8 protein-coding genes and 8 pseudogenes are annotated in these 17,114 nt (G+C 72.8%); 14 read left to right on the top strand and 2 right to left on the bottom strand.

The window, feature by feature from the left end; all coding sequences use genetic code 11:
• Positions 1 to 282: 282 nt before the first annotated feature.
• On the bottom strand, positions 283 to 613 hold a 331-nt coding region (locus tag FF86_RS66435), incomplete at its 3' end, for a PASTA domain-containing protein (RefSeq protein ID WP_396229884.1).
• Between the two features lie 181 nt (positions 614 to 794).
• The coding region (locus FF86_RS66430) for a PASTA domain-containing protein (protein ID WP_396229875.1) at positions 795 to 1,180 on the bottom strand (386 nt) is incomplete at its 3' end.
• 1,688 nt (positions 1,181 to 2,868) lie between these two features.
• Between FF86_RS66430 and FF86_RS14190 the strand changes: the two genes are divergently transcribed.
• The 14 genes and pseudogenes from FF86_RS14190 to FF86_RS14150 form a co-directional block, all read left to right on the top strand.
• The gene (locus FF86_RS14190) at positions 2,869 to 3,531 is read left to right on the top strand and encodes a hypothetical protein (protein ID WP_044885290.1); all 663 of its coding nucleotides are present in this window, start codon (positions 2,869 to 2,871) and stop codon (positions 3,529 to 3,531) included.
• 100 nt (positions 3,532 to 3,631) lie between these two features.
• Positions 3,632 to 3,895, top strand: coding sequence for a WXG100 family type VII secretion target (locus FF86_RS14185; RefSeq protein WP_044885289.1), 264 nt, complete (start codon positions 3,632 to 3,634; stop codon positions 3,893 to 3,895).
• 43 nt (positions 3,896 to 3,938) lie between these two features.
• Positions 3,939 to 6,077, top strand: a pseudogene (locus FF86_RS66425) (FHA domain-containing protein); the annotation flags it as partial.
• A gap of 1 nt (position 6,078) precedes the next feature.
• Positions 6,079 to 8,119: pseudogene (locus FF86_RS66420) on the top strand (FtsK/SpoIIIE domain-containing protein); the annotation flags it as partial.
• 1 nt (position 8,120) lies between these two features.
• Positions 8,121 to 8,474: hypothetical protein (locus FF86_RS35870; RefSeq protein ID WP_206778941.1), on the top strand; the 354-nt coding region annotated here is incomplete at its 5' end.
• A gap of 179 nt (positions 8,475 to 8,653) precedes the next feature.
• Positions 8,654 to 10,117, top strand: a pseudogene (locus FF86_RS66415) (protein kinase); the annotation flags it as partial.
• Between the two features lies 1 nt (position 10,118).
• A pseudogene (locus FF86_RS66410) lies at positions 10,119 to 10,912 on the top strand (hypothetical protein); the annotation flags it as partial.
• Positions 10,913 to 10,943: 31 nt separating this feature from the next.
• Positions 10,944 to 11,286, top strand: a pseudogene (locus FF86_RS48360) (AAA family ATPase); the annotation flags it as partial.
• A 1-nt stretch (position 11,287) separates the two neighbouring features.
• Positions 11,288 to 11,423 (top strand): annotated as a pseudogene (locus FF86_RS48355) (AAA family ATPase); the annotation flags it as partial.
• 1 nt (position 11,424) lies between these two features.
• A partial coding sequence (locus tag FF86_RS48350; protein WP_242418749.1) for a MoxR family ATPase occupies positions 11,425 to 11,972 on the top strand: 548 nt, incomplete at its 5' end.
• Positions 11,973 to 12,437: 465 nt separating this feature from the next.
• The coding region (locus FF86_RS35865) for a DUF58 domain-containing protein (RefSeq protein WP_206778940.1) at positions 12,438 to 13,175 on the top strand (738 nt) is incomplete at its 5' end.
• Positions 13,151 to 14,783 (top strand): annotated as a pseudogene (locus tag FF86_RS66405) (DUF3488 domain-containing protein); the annotation flags it as partial. The gene FF86_RS35865 and the pseudogene FF86_RS66405, both read left to right, overlap by 25 nt.
• 1 nt (position 14,784) lies before the next feature.
• Positions 14,785 to 15,565 (top strand): transglutaminase-like domain-containing protein (locus tag FF86_RS66400; protein ID WP_396229874.1); only part of this gene is annotated, 781 nt, incomplete at its 5' end.
• 132 nt (positions 15,566 to 15,697) lie between these two features.
• Positions 15,698 to 16,182 (top strand): annotated as a pseudogene (locus FF86_RS14150) (SigE family RNA polymerase sigma factor); the annotation flags it as partial.
• Positions 16,183 to 17,114 lie beyond the last annotated feature (932 nt).

The following is a 17,114-nucleotide window of genomic DNA, read 5'->3' as shown; positions in this document are numbered from 1 at the left end:
TGAAGTTGTTCCCGCTGGTGTACCCCCGGCCGGCGTAGATGTCGTGTTCGGACGAGGGATCGACAGCCCAGACCCAGGAACTGTCCCCAGGGCTGAACATGGCGGCAATCGACGAGGCACCCGCCGGCGGCTGCGCATAGGCGTAGAAGGCGACCCCGTCGTTGACCCAGCCCGGATTGAAGCTGGCAACATTGCTCATCGAGAAGTAGTAGGTAGTCCCGGATCCGCAGACATTGTCACAGCGGTAANGGTAGACGGCGGTGGTCCCGCCGCCCGGCGACNAGGCGGGGAAGACGTTGCCGAGGCTGCGCTGGTTGCTGTAACCCGCCACGCTTGCCTCCGTGCTCAACAGGTAGAACGGATCCCCCGCCCGCTTGTGCAGATACAGCGGCACCGGCGCGGCATCCTCGTAGACGTACTGCACCTGCGTACCGGACGCCACCGCCGTTGCGGCGGCCGGACTCTGGGAATGGACCACGTTCGGCTGGTTGGTGACCTCGTCCGGCGAAGGGGCGGGTACGAGGCCCTTGCTGGTAAGCGCCGCCTGGGCGGCCGCGGGGCTCATCCCCGTCAGGTCGGGAACAGTGATCTGCGCGGTCCCGTAGTACTGCACGGTGATCGGGCCGGTCGGTGCCGCTCCCGTGCCGACCGCCGGCGTCTGGTTGACGACGGTCGCCGGGGCCTGGCCGGCCGGTGCAGGGCCGATGTCGGTCCCGCTGCAGTTGACGAAGCCCACCGCCTTCGCCTGGTTGCAGGCGTCATCGGCGGCCAGGCCGGTGAGCTGGGGCACCGCNATCTGGTTGGGAAACGTGACGGAGACCTGTCCACCGGTGTCGACCCGCGCACCGGCCGCTGGCGTCTGGGCAGTGACAATGTTGAGCCCGGCCGCACTCGCGGCGAGCCCTGAGGGCGCCTGGACGCAGGTCAGCCCCAGATCGCTCACGGTCCCGCACGCCGCGGCCACGGTGCTCCCGGTGAGGCCCGGCACCGTAATCCGATCCCGGTAGTGGACGACGACGATGTACCTCTCCTGAACCGAGGTCCTGGCCGGTGGGTCGGTGTCGACGACGGACCCGGTGGCGCCACCGCCCTTGCCGTCGGCTTCGGGGCGACAGTCAAGACGCTTCGAGCGCAGCTGGGCGCATGCCTCGGTCTGGCTCAGACCGATGACGTTGGGCACCGCGACCCTCGGCACCCCGCCAGGTCCAGGTCCACCCGGCCCGACGCTGCTCGGCGCCACCGGCCCGGTGGGTCCTACGGCGGGCGACTGTGCCGCGGGCGGCCCCCCGCCGAGCGGCCCCGAGGCGAGCGGTCGCGGGGCGAGCGGTCCCGGGGCGAGCGGCTGCGTTGGCCGGTCGGCCAACGGTCCGCTGGTCGACGGGGCGGCGGGCGGCGGGGCGGCAGGCGGCGGGGCAGCGGCCGGCGGGGCAGCGGTCTGCCGGGCAGTTGCCGACGGGGCGACGGATTCCGGGGCACGGGTCGGCGGGGTGCTCGGGCGGAACGGGTTCGGCACGGTCCGCGGCACCGGTGGGGAGTCGGGCGTGGGTGGAGTCGAAGACAGCGCGGGGCCGGGCAGTGACGGGGCGCCCTGACCAGGCAGGCCCGCCGCGCCCGCGCCGAGTCCAGGGCCGNCTCCCTTGTCGATGTTGAAGCTGCTGCCGTCCGGGTTGATCGCGGTGGCGACCCTCGCGTACTGATCATTGATCCACAGCCAGCCGCCGTCGACCTTGAGCTCGACGTTCCCTGAACCGTTCGCTGGCAGCGGGAGCGGGTCNGCTTTCGTGAGGGACGCCGCGTCGAACCTCAGGACCTGGTGGTTCGTGTCGTCGGGCGCATAGACCCGGCCGTGCACCTCCAGCGGGTCGCCGTACCGGGGGTCCGCGCTCGGCCCCAGGTCGACCGGATCACCGACGGTCTCGCTGTCGACGTCGACCCGTATGAGCTGCCGGGTCGGGACGATGATCAGCCATACCGCCGTCGCGGATTCGCTCGGCGCCGAGACCCGGATCGGTACGCCGGCCGGCAGCGTGACCGGGACGCGGTGCGTCGTNTGGTCGGGCCGCACGACGACGAGCTTGTTTGCGTCCGCGCGTACGACCACCGGCCGGTCGTGCAGGAGGGTCAGCAGGAGCCGGGTGTCCCCGCCGACGTCGATGGGGCTGCCGACCAGGCTGGTGCCCCGCACCTGGACCAGGCTTCCGTCCGCGAGCAGGATCCACAGCGTTCCCGCCGAGTCCGCCACCTGGCCGACGATCTTCTTCTCCAGCCTGATGGGTCTGCCCGTACCGTGGCCGGGCCCGAGCAGGGCGACCGAGCCGGTGGTGCCGGTCTTCGACACGACATAGGCGTTCAGGCCNCCGGCCACGAGGGACCTCTCGCCGCGATCCGACGCCTGGTCGACGACGGTGGTCGCCGTCATCCGGGACGTGTCGACCTGCGACACCACCCCGGTGTCCTTGTTGATCGCGTAGAGCAGGCGGCCGGCCTGTACGACTTCGAGCCGCTGCCGCCCGGTCGCCAACGAGCCCTCGAGCTGCGCGTCAGGTTGCCGGGCGGCCGCGTTGGCGTGGGCGATGCCGTGGCCGGCCGGCAGATACGCGCTCCCGTTCCCGAGCACCGACTTCGACACCCGGTACCCGGTGCCGGTCGAGACGCCGGCCACGACCAGGAGCAGCACCGCCGACAGGGCGAGGCGGCTACGGACCAGGCTTCCGCGCGACGCCACCAGCCGGCGGACGGTTCGCGGGACCCGGCGGGCCGCGGCGGGGGTGGCGGTGCGCGATCCGGGGCTCACAGATCTCCTCTCGGGGCTGGCGGCGATGATACGGACACAGCACGCTGCGGCAGAACGGGAAGGGGTTCCCTCAGATGGCCGGTCAGGTGGAGCTCGACGGTCACTCGTATCCGCTTGTCCCGGGGGAGCGGTTCACCTTCGGTCGCTCCCACGACTGCACGGCACGGCTGGCGATCGGTGACGCGGCGATCTCCCGCGTTGCCGGGTCTCTCTGCGACGAGGGCGGCACCTGGTGGCTGTCGAACGACAGCGGCCGGCGCCTGTTCGCGGTCGTCGACGAGTTCGGTTTCCGCAGTGTGGTCCCGCCCGGTCGTCGAGTCGCCGTCGAGGCGCCGGTGCGGGTCGTCCTGGACGGCGCTGCCGGCACCTACTCGCTGCAGGTGACCGTTCCCCGCAAGGACCAGGTGGTGGTCGCGGCCGTGGTCGGGACCTCGACATCGGCCGGCGAGGGCGTGGTGGTGAACAGCGCGGACAGGCTGGCGATGGTCGCGCTGTTCGCGGGGTACCTCGAGGACCCGCCCCGGCATGACCCGTACCCGAAGAGCTACGGCGCGGCGGCGGCCCGGCTCGACTGGCCTCGGACCACGCTGGTGAAGCGGATCGAGCACCTCCGGACCCGGCTGACCAACGCCGGCGTACCGAACCTGACGGGGTGGAACGCGCTCACCAACCTCGCCGAATACGCCATCGCCACGCGCCTGGTCACCAAGGAGGATCTGCACCTGCTGCGGCGCTAGAAACCATGGGAAGGGTTCCCGATTCCCATCGGCCGCCGCTCTCCCTAGCCTCGGCATCGCGCCACAGACCGTCTGTGGAACACGAGTCCGGAGGTGTCGGATGGCAGTCATCGGTGCCGAGATCGGCGATCTCAACAGCCTGAATGTGAGCCTCAAGCGGCAGAGCGGCGCGGTCGACACGCTCCTGTCGGAGCTGACCACCCAGGTGCACAACGCCAACTGGAAGGGCGGCGCCGCGGACCGGTTCCGCGCCTCCTGGGAATCGGAGTACCGGCCGGCCCTTCGCAGCCTGTCCGCGGCGCTCACCTCCGCCGCCGAGGAGGTCCGCCGCCGCGCCGAGGCGCTGACCGCCGCCGGCGCCTGAAGGCGATCAGGCGACGTCTCCACGCGCACAGCCGCCCACCACCATGGACCTCGACCTCGACCTCGAACTCGTCGATCGCGGCGGAGACCGGCAGGTCGTCTCCGTCGCGATCGGTCCGGACACCCGGGTCGGCGACGTCCGGTCGGCGCTGCGGACGTTCCGCGGCGCCACCCACGAAGTACCGGCCCGCCGCGTCGATGTCCGCCGCGTCGGTGCCGGCGAGGCGCTGTACGCGGGTACGGCGCCGTTGGATGACACGCTGACGCTCACCGACGCGGGGCTGCTCCCGGGCTCGGTCGTGGCACTCGGCCGGCCCGTTCCCGCTTCGCCGCCGAACCGGCAAGAACAGTCGACTGAGCAAGGACAGCCGACCGGGCAAGGGCAGTGGCAGCTCGCCGTGGTCGGCGGGCTGCACGCCGGGTCCACCGCGGCGCTGCCGCTCTCGGGCGAGGTGCGGGTGGGGCGCGACCCGGGCAACGACATCGTGCTGTCCGATCCCGAGGTGAGCCGGGACCACGCGATCCTGACGATCGACTCCGACCGGGTCGAACTGTCCGACGCGGGTTCCCGCAACGGGGTGTCCTGGCATGGCTACCGACTCGACGACCGGGTGGCGCTGCGTGCCGGCGACGTGTTCCAGCTCGGTGAGACGGTGCTCGAGCTGCGTCGATCAGCGCGGGTCAGCGACGTCCTCACCGCCGACCCGCTCGGTCCCGGGTACGTGGTCAACCGACCACCACGAATTCCGGACCTTCGACCGGAGCCCACGTTCGGCGTTCCCGCGGCCCCGGTGGAGCCGCGGGCGTTCCGGTTCCCGTTGGTGTCGGTGGCGATGCCGTTGCTGGTTGCCGGAGCACTGTTCGCGCTGCTGCCGGGCGCCCGCTACTACCTCGTCTTCATGGTGCTGTCACCCGTGATGCTGGTGGCGAACGTCTGGAGCGACCGACGCTCCGGGCGTGCCGACCACCATCGTCAGGTACGGGACCACGCCGACCGGCTCGCCGCCCTGCGGGCCGAGCTCGCGACGCTCGCCCAGGCCGAGGAGCTCCGCCTGCGAGCGCAGCTCCCCGACCCGGCGACGCTCCTGACGACCGTCGTCGCGCCGACCGGCCGGCTGTGGGAACGGCGCGTCGACAGCGACGACTTCCTCCGGCTCCGGTGCGGGCTGGCGACCAGCGCCCTCGACGTCCGGATCGCCGACCCGGACGGGGCGGTCGACGTGCCGATGTGCCGGCTCGTGCCGGTCACGATCGATCTACCGACCGCCGGCGTCGTCGGCCTGGCCGGATGCCGGCCCGCGGTGCTGGCCGCGGCGCGGGCGCTGGTCGTCCAGGTGACCGTCCTGCACGATCCGGACGCCGTGGGTCTGGTGCTGCTGACCGGCGAACCGGACACCGCGACGGACTGGGAGTGGACGACGTGGCTGCCGCATCTACGGCCGTCGTCGACAGCCGCCGAGGCGCCCTGGCGATCGGTCGGGGTCGATGCGGACCAGGCCGAGGCGAGGCTCGCCGAGCTGCGCCGGCTCATCGAGGAGCGGCGTGTCGGGCAGGCCGCCGGCCCGCCCGATCCGCGTCCCGCCGGCCGCCGTTACGTCCTGCTGCTGGACGGCGCTCGGCGACTGCGCGCGCTGCGTGGCCTCACCGAAGTCCTCCGCGACGGGCCCGCCGTCGGGGTGTACGCCGTGTGCCTCGACGTGAACGAAGCGAGTCTGCCCGACGAGTGTCGGGCCACCGTGACGGCCGACGGCCCGGCGGGCAGTCGGCTGCGGATCAGGCGGCCCACCACCGCAACCGTGGACGGTGTCGTCGCCGACGGGATGCCGCGGGAGCTGGCCGAGCACGTCGCCCGGGCGCTGCGGCCGCTGCGGCTGCTCGGTGGCATGGGGCCGGGCGCCGAACTGCCCGAGTCGCTGCGGTACGTCGAACTCGCCGGTCTCACCGAGTCCTCACCCGCCGCCACGCTGGCGCGCTGGGCGGCCGGGGCCAGGCCCGGGCAGGAGGCTGGGGGCGGGGCTGGGGGCGGGGAGCAGTCGACCGAGATGCTGCTCGGCGTCGGTGTGGACGGTCCGCTGACGGCCGACCTCCGCCGCGACGGACCGCACGCGCTCGTCGCGGGCACCAGCGGATCGGGCAAGTCCGAACTGCTCCAGACGATGGTCGCCTCGCTCGCCCTGGGCAACNCCCCGGAGGCCCTGACGTTTCTGCTCGTGGACTACAAGGGTGGCAGCGCCTTCGCCACCGCCGCGGCGCTCCCCCACTGCGTCGGCCTCGTGACCGACCTGGACGGTCACCATGCCGGCCGGGTGCTGGAGTCGCTGAGCGCCGAACTCCGTCGCCGCGAACGGCTGCTGGCGGCGGCCGGCGCCAAGGACGTGGACGAGCTGTGGGTGTCGGGGGCCGGGCGGCTGCCGCGGCTGGTCATCGTCGTCGACGAGTTCGCGACCCTCGTCGAGGAGGTACCCGACTTCGTGCCGGGACTGGTCGGCATCGGCATGCGGGGCCGCAGCCTGGGCGTGCACCTGATCCTCGCCACCCAGCGACCGGCCGGCGTGGTCACCCCGGAGCTGCGGGCCAACGTCAACCTCCGGATCTGCCTGCGGGTCACCAGCCAGGCCGACAGCACCGACGTCGTCGACGTGCCGGACGCGGCCCACCTCTCCAGCCGCACACCTGGCCGGGCCTACCTGCGCACCGGCCATCGCGAGCTGACGGCCTTCCAGACCGCGCGCGTCGGCTGGCCCAGGCCGGCTGCCGCACTCGCCGCCGGGCCAGCGCGGGTCGTGCCCCGGCGACTCGCCGACGCCGGCGGTGCACCATCGCAGCCGCAGCGGGCTGATCAGACCGGCCGGACCGACCTCGACGTGATCATCGACGACGTCCGGGCGGCCGCCCGGCAGACCGGGGCGGCCGAACCGCGACGGCCCTGGTTGCCCCCGCTGCCCGAGCTGCTGACCAGAACCGACCTTGCGGCGGTGCCACGTGGCGACTCGCCGGTTGCCGTGGCGCTGGGGCTCGCGGACCGGCCGGCGGACCAGGTTCAGGACCTCTTTGTCGTCGATCTGGAACGGACCGGCGCGCTGGCTGTCGCCGGGACCGTCCGCAGCGGCAGGTCGACCGTGTTGCGCACGCTGGCCGCGGGCCTCGCCGAGACCGGCAGCCCGGCGGACGTGCACCTCTACGCGATCGACTGCGGGAACGGTGCCATGCGGGGCCTGGCCGCCCTGCCGCACACCGGCGCGGTCGTCGATGGCACCGACCTGGCCCGCCTCGACCGACTCTTCGCCTTCCTCGACCGCGAGATCACCCGCCGGCAGCGCCAGCTCGCCGCCGCCGGGCAGGGATCGCTGGCCGAGCAACGCGCCTGTGCACCTCCGGCCGATCAGCTTCCGTACCTGGTGGTCCTGCTGGACCAGCTCGAGGGGTTTCACGCTCGGTACGCCGACACCGACGGCGGTCGCCTCGTCGACGCCGTCGAGCGGCTGCTGCGTCATGGCCCGTCCGCCGGGGTGTTCGTCGTCCTCAGCACGGACCGCTCCGGGTTCAGCTACCGCATCAGCGGCATGGTCGAGTCCCGGCTGGTGCTGCGCCAGGCCGACCACGAGGACTTCGCCGTCTACGGCCTGGACCGCCGGCGCGTGCCCCGGGGGATGCCCGCCGGCCGCGCGGTGTGGGCGGCCACCGGTGAGCAGGTGCAGGTCGTCTGCTCCGACGCCGCCGCCGTCGTCGACCTCGCCGCCGAGGCCCGCCGTCGCTGGGAGAGCACGCCCGAGCACCGACGACCGCGACGACTCGACCCGTTGCCCGAGCGGATCAGACTGCGCGACGTGGCAACTCCGCTGGTGGCACGGGCGGCGTATGCCACGCCGGCCGCGGGTCACGCCGTCTGCACGCCGGTGGTCGGCGGTGACCATCTCGCGCCGATCGACGTCGATCTCAGCGCGCTCGGCGGCAGCTTCGTCGTGGCGGGTCCGGTGGGATCGGGCCGGAGCAGCGCGCTCGTCTCGATCATCGAGACCCTGCGCGGCCGGGTCGACGGTGAGCTGCCCGTCGTCCTGGCCGCTCCCCGACAGTCGCCGCTGCGGGGCCTTGCCGCGCTGCCCGGGGTGGTGGAGGTCTGCCACCGCGCGGACGATCTGGCCCGGCACGTGGACGAGTGCGCAACGTCGGGAAGGCCGGTAGCGGTGGTCGTGGACGACGCCGAGCTGGTCGGCGACGCAGGCGCNGCGGCCCTCCTCGAACGGTTCCTGCGGACCGCACGCGACAGCGGCTCGATCCTCGTCGCCGCCGGCACCACCGAGGACCTGATCGCGAGCCGCTACCGGGGCTGGGTCGCCGGCGCCCTACGGTCCCGCTCCGGGCTGCTGCTGTGCCCCACGTCGCCGGTGGACGGCGAGGTGTTCGACCTCCGGCTGCCACGTTCGGGGTTCGGGCGGTGGCCTCCCGGTCGGGCCCTGCTGGTGGCCCGAGGAAACCCGGAGCTCGTGCAGGTGCTGGACCCGGTCCGGGAGCCGGCGGTCGACTGGCCCGAGGACCGCGCGGGCACACCCGGGTCGGCCAAAGCCGTGGCGGGACAGTGACGCGGTCGCTCTCCGGCGCCACCCTGCGGCGGTCCGGCGCGGCCACGCTACTTTCTGACTCGCAGCATTCCGCTAGTGCATTCGCCACCGTCGGCGCAGCGTGGCGGGACGGCCGCAGCCAGGACGAGTACCCGGTCGTAGTCACGCGCGCCGACCACCGCCGGGCGCAGTCCGAGCCGATGCGTGGACGGGGGCACGTTTCGACCGTGAGACCACAGGAGACGGCGGCCGCATGCCCGGCGCCCGTACTACCCGGATACCGCGTCGAGAGGACCCTCGCCGCCGGTCGGCTGGGCCCGGTGATCGCCGCCACGCGGCTCGCCGACGACCTCGCCGTGGCGGTACACCTCCTCGGCCGCCTCGACCAACCCGTCCTCGGCCGTTTCCTCGACCAGGCCGAGGATCTTCTGGCACTTCCGGCCCACCCCCACCTCTGGCCCGTGCTGGAGGTCGGGCGCGCCGACGACGGCACCTGCTTTCTGGTCAGCGAGCGGGCGACGGGATCGATCGATGACCGGCTGCGTGCCGAGGGACCGTTGCCCGCGGCCGTGGTGCTGCGCGCCGCGGTCGGCGGCGCGGCCGGCCTCGACGCCCTGCATGCCGACGAGCTGCTGCACGGCAACATCACCCCCGCGAACCTGCTGACCGGGCCCGCGGAGGCTGTCGCGCTGGCACCCCCGCTGCTACCCGCGTTGGCCGACGACGGACCCGGGCCGACGGTCGGCTACCGGCCGCCGGAGGTGCTCGGCGGGGCCGACTGGACCATCGCCTCCGACGTGTACGCCCTCGCCGCGACGGTCTTCACGCTCCTGTCGGGCCGGGTCCCGTACGCGGACCGCGCCGGGGACCAGGACCTTGTGCTGCGGATGCTCACCGGCCCGGCTCCCGATCTCGCGGGGTGCGGCGTCCCCGCCGCGGTCCAGGACGTCGTCCGCCGGGGGATGGCGACCGATCCACGGCAGCGACCGGCGACGGCGGGCGAGTTCGCCGCGCTCCTGGCTCGCGCCTACGACCAGCTCGAGACTCGACCGCCGACCGCGCCGCTGCCGGTGGTCCCGACCCCCGCCGGTGGGCGGGCGCTCGGCAGCAACTACCTGCTTGACAGCAGGATCGGTCGGGGTGCCACCGGCCAGGTGTGGCGGGGACGGCGTCGCGACAACGGCAGGCCCGTCGCGGTGAAGGTGCTGCGCTCCGACCTGGCGGACGAGCCGGAGACCGTCGCCAGATTCCTGCGGGAGCGGACCACGCTGACCAGGGTGCGGCACCGCAATGTGGCCCGGGTCCACGATCTGGTCGCCGAGGGTGAGACGTTGGCGATCGTCATGGATCTCGTCGACGGCGAGGACCTGCGGGGGACGATGGCGGCCGGCGGCCTCGCCGAGGCGGAGGCAGTCGCGCTGCTCGCCCAGGTGGCCGACGGGTTGGCGGCCGTCCACGACGCCGGCATCGTGCACCGCGACGTCAAGCCGGAAAACGTGCTCGTCGAACGCCGCGCCGCGCAGCTGGTGGCACGGCTGACCGACTTCGGGATCGCGCGGGCCGCCGGCGACTCCTCGCTCACCAGAGCCACCCGGCTGATGGGGACGACGGCCTACCTGGCGCCGGAACTGGCGGCCGGACGCCCGGCGACCTCCGCCTCCGACNTCTACTCGTTCGGAGTCATGGCCTACGAACTGCTCGCCGGCCGGCGACCCTTCGACGGCGACAACGATGCGGCTCTCCTTCGGGCGCATCTCGAGCTGCCTCCCACGCGGCCCGCCGACCTGTCCGAACCACTGTGGGCGACGGTCGACAGTTGCCTCGCCAAGGCGCCGGAAGCTCGGCCCACGGCCCACGAGCTGGTCGGCGCGCTGTCCGCCGCCGCCCTGGCACCCGCCCAGCCGACGGCACAGGCGGGCCGGACGAACGGCCCCACCGTGGCGCCCGGCGACAGTTCCCGCCCGCGCCGAGGGGAACCGCTGGCGACCGCGGACGCCACCGTTCCCGCCCCGCCCCGGCCGGCCGCGGATGCGGCCGCCGCCCACGGCCGGCGCCGGCGGCCGTGGCGGCTGCCGGCGGCCGTGCTGGCCGTCGCGATCGTGGGTGCCGGCTCCGGGATTGGGCTGGCGCTGCAGGGCCGGACGCCGGCACCAGCGAGAGCTCCAGCGACGGTTCCGTTCCTCCTGCCGATCCCGTTCGTCGCCGACTCGCCCAGCCCGGGAATCGTCGAGGTGTCCTTCGGCGGCAAAGGGGAACCACTCGGAATCAAAGGGTACCTTGTCTACGTCGATGGCAGCGACAATGGTTTCGAAGTAGAACGGGACCAGAAGTCCTGGCGCTCCGGCAATCTCGACGGCAGTGTGCACTGCTTTTCCGTCGCCGCGCTGGTGACGACCACCGGAACACCGCCCCCGGCCGCTGCGAACTCGCCGCAGTGCCTGGTCGCCGACGGCCACTGAACGCCCCGGACCATATTCACATGAGGGAACGATGACCTATACTTCCCAGCCGGAAGCCGCCTACCCGCCACTCGGTTCGCCTGGCGATATCGCCTATCCGGGCGGCAGCGGGGCGACCTTCGCGCACATACACGACGCCATCGTCGCCAGCGTCGAACGAGTTGTGCACGGCAAGTCGGAGGTGGTCCGACTCGCGGTCGCGTGCCTGCTCGCCGGCGGCCATCTGCTGGTCGAAGACGTCCCGGGCGTCGGCAAGACCTCCCTGGCCAAGGCGCTTGCCGCCACCATCGGCGGCACGTCGCAGCGCGTCCAGTTCACCCCCGACCTGCTTCCCTCGGACATCACCGGAATATCGATGTGGCGATCCGACATCGNCCGCTTCGAGTTCCGCCCGGGCGCGGTCTTCGCCAATGTCGTCATCGGCGACGAGATAAATCGGGCCTCCCCGAAGACACAGTCGGCGCTGCTGGAGGTCATGGAGGAACGGCAGGTGACCGTGGACGCCGAGACCNACCAGGTCCCCTTGCCGTTCATGGTCGTCGCAACCCAGAATCCTATCGACATGGAAGGCACCTACCGGCTGCCCGAGGCGCAGTTGGACCGCTTCCTCATGCGCCTTTCGGTGGGCTACCCTGATCTCGCGACGGAAATGGCGATACTCACCGGAGCCGACTCGGCCGGGGCCGCCGCGTATCTCGAGCCGGTCACCTCGCCCCAGGTGGTGAGCCAGCTCGTCGCGGCGGTCCGGCAGGCACACACCTCGCCCTCGATCGTGCAGTACGTGGCGACCCTCGCCGCGAGGACACGGACACGACCCGAGCTGCGGTTGGGAGTCAGCCCCCGAGGCAGTATCGGCTGGCTGCGAGCCGCGCAGGCGCTCGCCTACGGCCAGGGACGCGGGTACGTCGTCCCCGACGACATCAAGACCGTCGCCCGGCCGGTGCTGGCCCATCGGCTCCTGCTCACGGCCGACGCCGACGTCCGCGGCATCTCCGTGACCGACGTCCTGGACGACGTGCTCGCAAGCGTCCCGGCGCCGACCCGAACCCAGGCGAACTAGCTCGTGGCGACGTCAACGGCCACCCGGGCGGCGGACGCGGCACGGGCGACGGCCGCCGTGGTCACGCCCGTCGGATGGGGATTCCTCGGTGCGGTGGTCGGAACGTATGCGTTGGGGGTCGCGGCGGGATACCCGATGCTCGTCGGCCTCGCCGTGACCGCCGCCACGACTGCGCTGCTCGCCGCCGCGACCGTGCTGGTGCGACCCCAGCTCACGGTCAGCCGCACGGTGCTGCCCGACCGGCTGACGGTCGGCGAGTTCGCGCTCGGCCGGCTGGTCGCCCGCAACGACTCCCGGTGGCCGGCGCCGCGCCTGGTGGCCGTCGAGCGGATCGATGGTGAGCCGCTTGAGCTGGGGATCGAGACGGTGGCTCCCGGCTCCCGGCGAACCGTGCAGTATCCCGTGCCCGGAGCGCGACGCGNCACGCTCGTGCTCGGCCCGGTCACGGTCGAGCGCCGGGATCCNCTCGGCCTGTTTCGCCGGTCCCGTCTGGTCGAGGGCCAGTTGACCGTCTGGGTGCGGCCACGGGTACATCCGCTCCAGCACCCGCCGGCGGGTGTCGTCCTCGACGTCGAAGGACAGGTACGGGGCACGGCCACGGCGGGCACGGCGGCGTTCTCGTCGCTGCGGGCGTACACCCTGGGCGACGACCCGCGCCACATCCACTGGAAGCAGAGCGCACGCACCGGCACGTTGATGGTCAAGGAACACATCGACGCCGACGAGCCCACGGTCACGGTGGTACTCGACGCGCGCGCGTCGGTGCTCGACGAGGCACGCTTCGAGGAGGCCGTCGAGGTCGCCGCCTCGTTCACCCTCGGCGGGGTGCTCGGCGCCGCCTCCCGGGGGCGGCCCGCAACGTTGCGGATCATCGGCGAGAACGACACCGGCGCTCCGGTCGCCGCCGACCCGCTGGACCGTCTCGCCGCGGCCCGCCCGGTCCAGGGCGAGACGGCCCCTGTGGTCCTGCGCGCCGTGGACCGGATCGACCCCGGCGGGTGCGTCGTCGTCGTGACCGGCGATGACGACGGGGTCACTGCCCCGTTGCTGTCCCGGCTTGGCCGGCACGCACTGGTCGTCGTGATCTCACTCCGAGCCGACCTCGAGCGGCCCACCGCCCTGCCACGCCCCGGCGCGGTCGTGCTGCGCGCTCCGACTGCCGTCGACGCCGTCGCGGCATGGCGCCGGTTGGGCGCCTCGTGACCGCCGCCTCCGTTCCTGACTCCGCCTCCCGTGCCAGCTCCGCCTCCCGTGCCGGCTCCGCCTCCCGTGCCGGCTCCGTCCGCGTCCCCGCCGAACAGCGGGGCGGTCGCCTGGACGTCGTGCTCTCGACGGCGCTGTCCGCCGCGCTGTCCCTCCTCAGCGGCCTGGTGTTCGCGCCGGTGTTCGGCGGCTACCGGTCGGACGGCGCCATCGGACGGTTCGACCTGGCGATCCTCGGCGGGGTCGTGGTGCCGGTCGGACTCAGCGGGATCTTGTTCGTCCGCACCCGGCTCACCGCCGCGACCCGCACGGCAACAGCGGCTGCCGGCCTGATCGCCTACGTGCTGGTGGTGCTCACGCCGGGCCGCCACGTCCTCGACGGGCCCCGCCGCTTGCTGACCAGCGGCCTGCCGGTGCAGGCGAAAGGACCGGAGCTCGCCGCGGTCGTCCTGGCCGTGGGGGTCGCAGCCCTGCTCAGCGCCGAACTCGTCCAGCGCCGGCGCAACGCCCTGCTGCCCGCCCTTCCCCCGCTGGTCTGTGCGGTGGTCGGCCTGGCGGTCGGCGCCTCCATCGGCCCCCCCGCGGGCTGGCTCGGACCCGGCTTCGCACTGGTCGTGGCGGCGCAGCTTGCCACCCGACAGATCATGGCGGGCGGCTGGCGCGAGGCGTCGACGACGATGTTCGGCCGGACGCCCGGCCGGACGTCCGGCAGGGGAGGTCGGCGCGGGGTGCCGGCCGGTCCACGCCTCGCCGGCACCCGGCCCGGGCCCGGACCCGGCCGGGCCGTGAAGATCCTTCGGGGTCTCGCTCCGCCGGCGGCCGCCCTCACAGCCATAGTCCTGGCGCTGCTGTTCGTGCCGATCGTGCCCGGTGGCTCGGGCGACACCGCTCGCTTCGACGCCCAGTCGCTCGTCGCCCAGCCCGTGACACCGCGCTCCACCATCAACCCACTCGTCGCGTTCCCGGCCCTGGCGCACGGCAAGGACCCTGACCTTGGTCCGGAGCTGGTTGTCCACTCCGCGACGGCGGTGGACAAGCTGCGTGCCGTCACCCTGACGGACTTCGACGGCGTCTACTGGACGGCCTCCGCCGCGTACCGGCGAGCGGACCAGCGGCTGCCGTCGCCACCGGTCACGGTGCCCAGCCGCGAGGAGGAGATCGGCGTCACCGTTGTGAAGCCAGGGTCTCTCACCTGGCTTCCGGCCCTGGGACGCCCCCTGCGGCTGTCCGTCAGCGGCATGGGGGTGGACCCGTCGACGGGTGACATCGTCGTGCCGTCCGACCGACCCGTGCCCGCCAGCTACTCGGTCGTCGGTGCGGTCCCGGTCGTCGACGACGACGACCGCCTGGCCGTCGATGTTCCGGTCCGGATGACGGAGCGGGCCGACTACGACGTTCCCCGGGCTGTCCGGGACGCCGCCGACCGGGCCGCGGCGTCCGCGCGTACTCCGCTCGCGCAGGTGCAGGCGGTCCGTGACCTGTTTCTCCGCAGCGGTCAGTACCGCTACGACGACAGCGTCGATGCCCCGGCGGGACACGGTCTCTACCAGATCAGCCGGCTCCTCGCCGACCGTCGCGGCACCTCCGAACAGTTCGCCAGCGCGTTCGNGGTCATGGTCCGCTCACTCGGCTACGAGGCCAGGGTGGTCTTCGGGTATCTCGCGCCGCGCCCCGACGCCCAGTCCGGCGAGTTCCGCATCACCGGCCGCGACGTCCACGCCTGGGCGGAAGTGCTGTTCAAGGAGTCCGGCTGGGTGTCGTTCGACCCATCCCCCCGCAACGACCGGGCCGACGCGCAGCCACTACCGCGCCCGGACCCCGACCCGGCCGGCGGTCCGCCGTCCGCGGCGGGAGGTGCCGGCGGAGCATCCCAGGCGGGGCAGGTGCCCGGTTCCCTGCCCCACCGGTCCGGCGGTACCGACGACGCCGAAAACACCGAGGCACGCGACGGTGACTGGCCGCCGGTCCTCGTCGCTCTGCCGGTCGTCGTCGGCGCGGCGCTGCTCGTGGTCGGCGCCGTCCCGGTCGCCAAGACGATCCGGGCCCGCCGGAGACGCGGGAACAGCGACGTTTCCGCGCGCATCGAGGGGGCGCGCCAGGAGATGGTCGACCGGCTGGTCGACGCGGGTATTCCCCTAGTGCGCAGCCACACCGGGAAAGATCTTGTCGCCGCGACGGAAAGCCACGCGTCGTCACGTCTCGCGGAACCGGTCGCGGACCTTGTCGCGGTCCATGAAGCCGCGGTGTTCGCCCCAGGGCCGGCCAGGCCACAGCAGTCCGACAAAGCCTGGACCCTGGTGACCAGGGTCAGCCGGCAACTCCGGGCAGAGATCCCGTGGAGCCGTCGGGTTCGTGCGCACCTGGCACTCACCTCGTTTCGACGAAGGTAGCCCCCGTCCCGCCGCGGCGACCAGCGAGTCTTCGCTGGTCGCCGGCTCCGCCGCCGGCGAATGGGACGAAAGTTTCCCGACGGAGCAACCCGCGGGCCACTCGGCGGGATCTGGGTGGCTGTGGAGGGGCGCATGGATGAGGACAGACACCGGGAATTCCGCGAGTTCTTCGCACCGCGGCTGCCGCGGCTGCTGGGACTGGCCTACCTGCTCTGCGGGGATGCCACGGAGGCGGAGGACCTGACCCAGATCGCGCTCGCGCGGGCGTTTGTGGCGTGGCGTCGGGTCCGCGACAGCGACCATCCGGACGCGTACGTACGCCGCATCCTGGTGAACGCGAACAGGCGGCGGTTCAGCCGGCGACGGGTGGCCGAGGATCTCGTGGCGACGGTGCCGGAGGCGGCCGGGCACGGCGGTGGGTTTACCGCGGTGGAGGACCGGGCCGGGCTGGCCGCGGCGTTGGCCACGCTGCCGCCGGGCCAGCGTGCGGTGGTCGTCCTGCGCTACTGCGACGACCTTTCCGAGGATCAGGTGGCCACGGTGCTCGGCCGGTCGGTCGGGACCGTGAAGAGCCAGGCATCCCGGGGACTGGCGAAGCTGCGGTTGCACCCCGCGCTNCATTCCGAGTGGGCCGAGTCGCCGAAGCCGCCCGATCAGGGGCGTCACCACCAGCAGGTGACATCGGCGCAGGACACCGCGGCGTCCGACGCTGCGGCCCATGGCACCGCGGCACATGAAATTGGATCGATGACGGGAGGTTCCGCATGACAACCGACGAGACCACCGCCGCGTGGCTGCGCGCGGCGGCCGGGGATCTGCGTGCACATCCCTCGGAGCACATCTGGACCAGCGTCGAGGCGCGGGTCTCCGGGGAACGCCGACGCCGGGCAGNGAGGCGGACGATCCTGCTGGTCACGGTGTTCGCGGCCGCCGTGACCAGCGCCGCGGTCGCCTTCGGCGGTACGAGGACGGGCAGCGACGATCACGTGTCGCTGCTCCCGGCCGCGCCACCCCCCAGCCACACGATCACCAGCTCCACGAACACGNCCGTTCACCTCTCCCCGGCCGAGAAGGCTGNGATCCCCCTGGAATGCGCGCAGTCAGGTCCCGGCAAAGCGGATCCGGCCCGGTCCCCCACCTTCGGCCTGATCCCGCGAGCGGCGGTCCGCGACAATGTGGGGATCAGTATGAGTGTGCTGCTGGCCATTGACTCAACAACGACCGAGTGCGAGATCCCGCTCGACGCCGCCGGCCGGCCGGACATCTCACTGGCCTATGGGTTTATGAGCATCACGGCGCCCACTCGCTCCGCCCCTGACCCCGTATCCATCGACGTTTCCGGCAGCCACGAATTTGGCGGGCTGGACAGGCCTGATGACCCACGAAGGGTGCACACCGCCGGTGGACTGGTGAGCACCGAGGTCGCACGGATCACGGCGACCACGCCCGACGGGCAGACGATTCAGGTCCCGATCCAGGACGGCTTCTTCATCATGCGATCCGTTCAGGTGGACGGACCTGAACCGACCGACAAGTACGCGGTCCGGCA

Source organism: Frankia sp. CpI1-P (assembly GCF_001421075.1).
In the GTDB taxonomy this organism is placed as follows: Bacteria; Actinomycetota; Actinomycetes; order Frankiales; family Frankiaceae; genus Frankia; species Frankia torreyi.
Note: the sequence above shows the minus strand (reverse complement) of the source record. Positions and strands in the feature narration are given on the sequence as shown.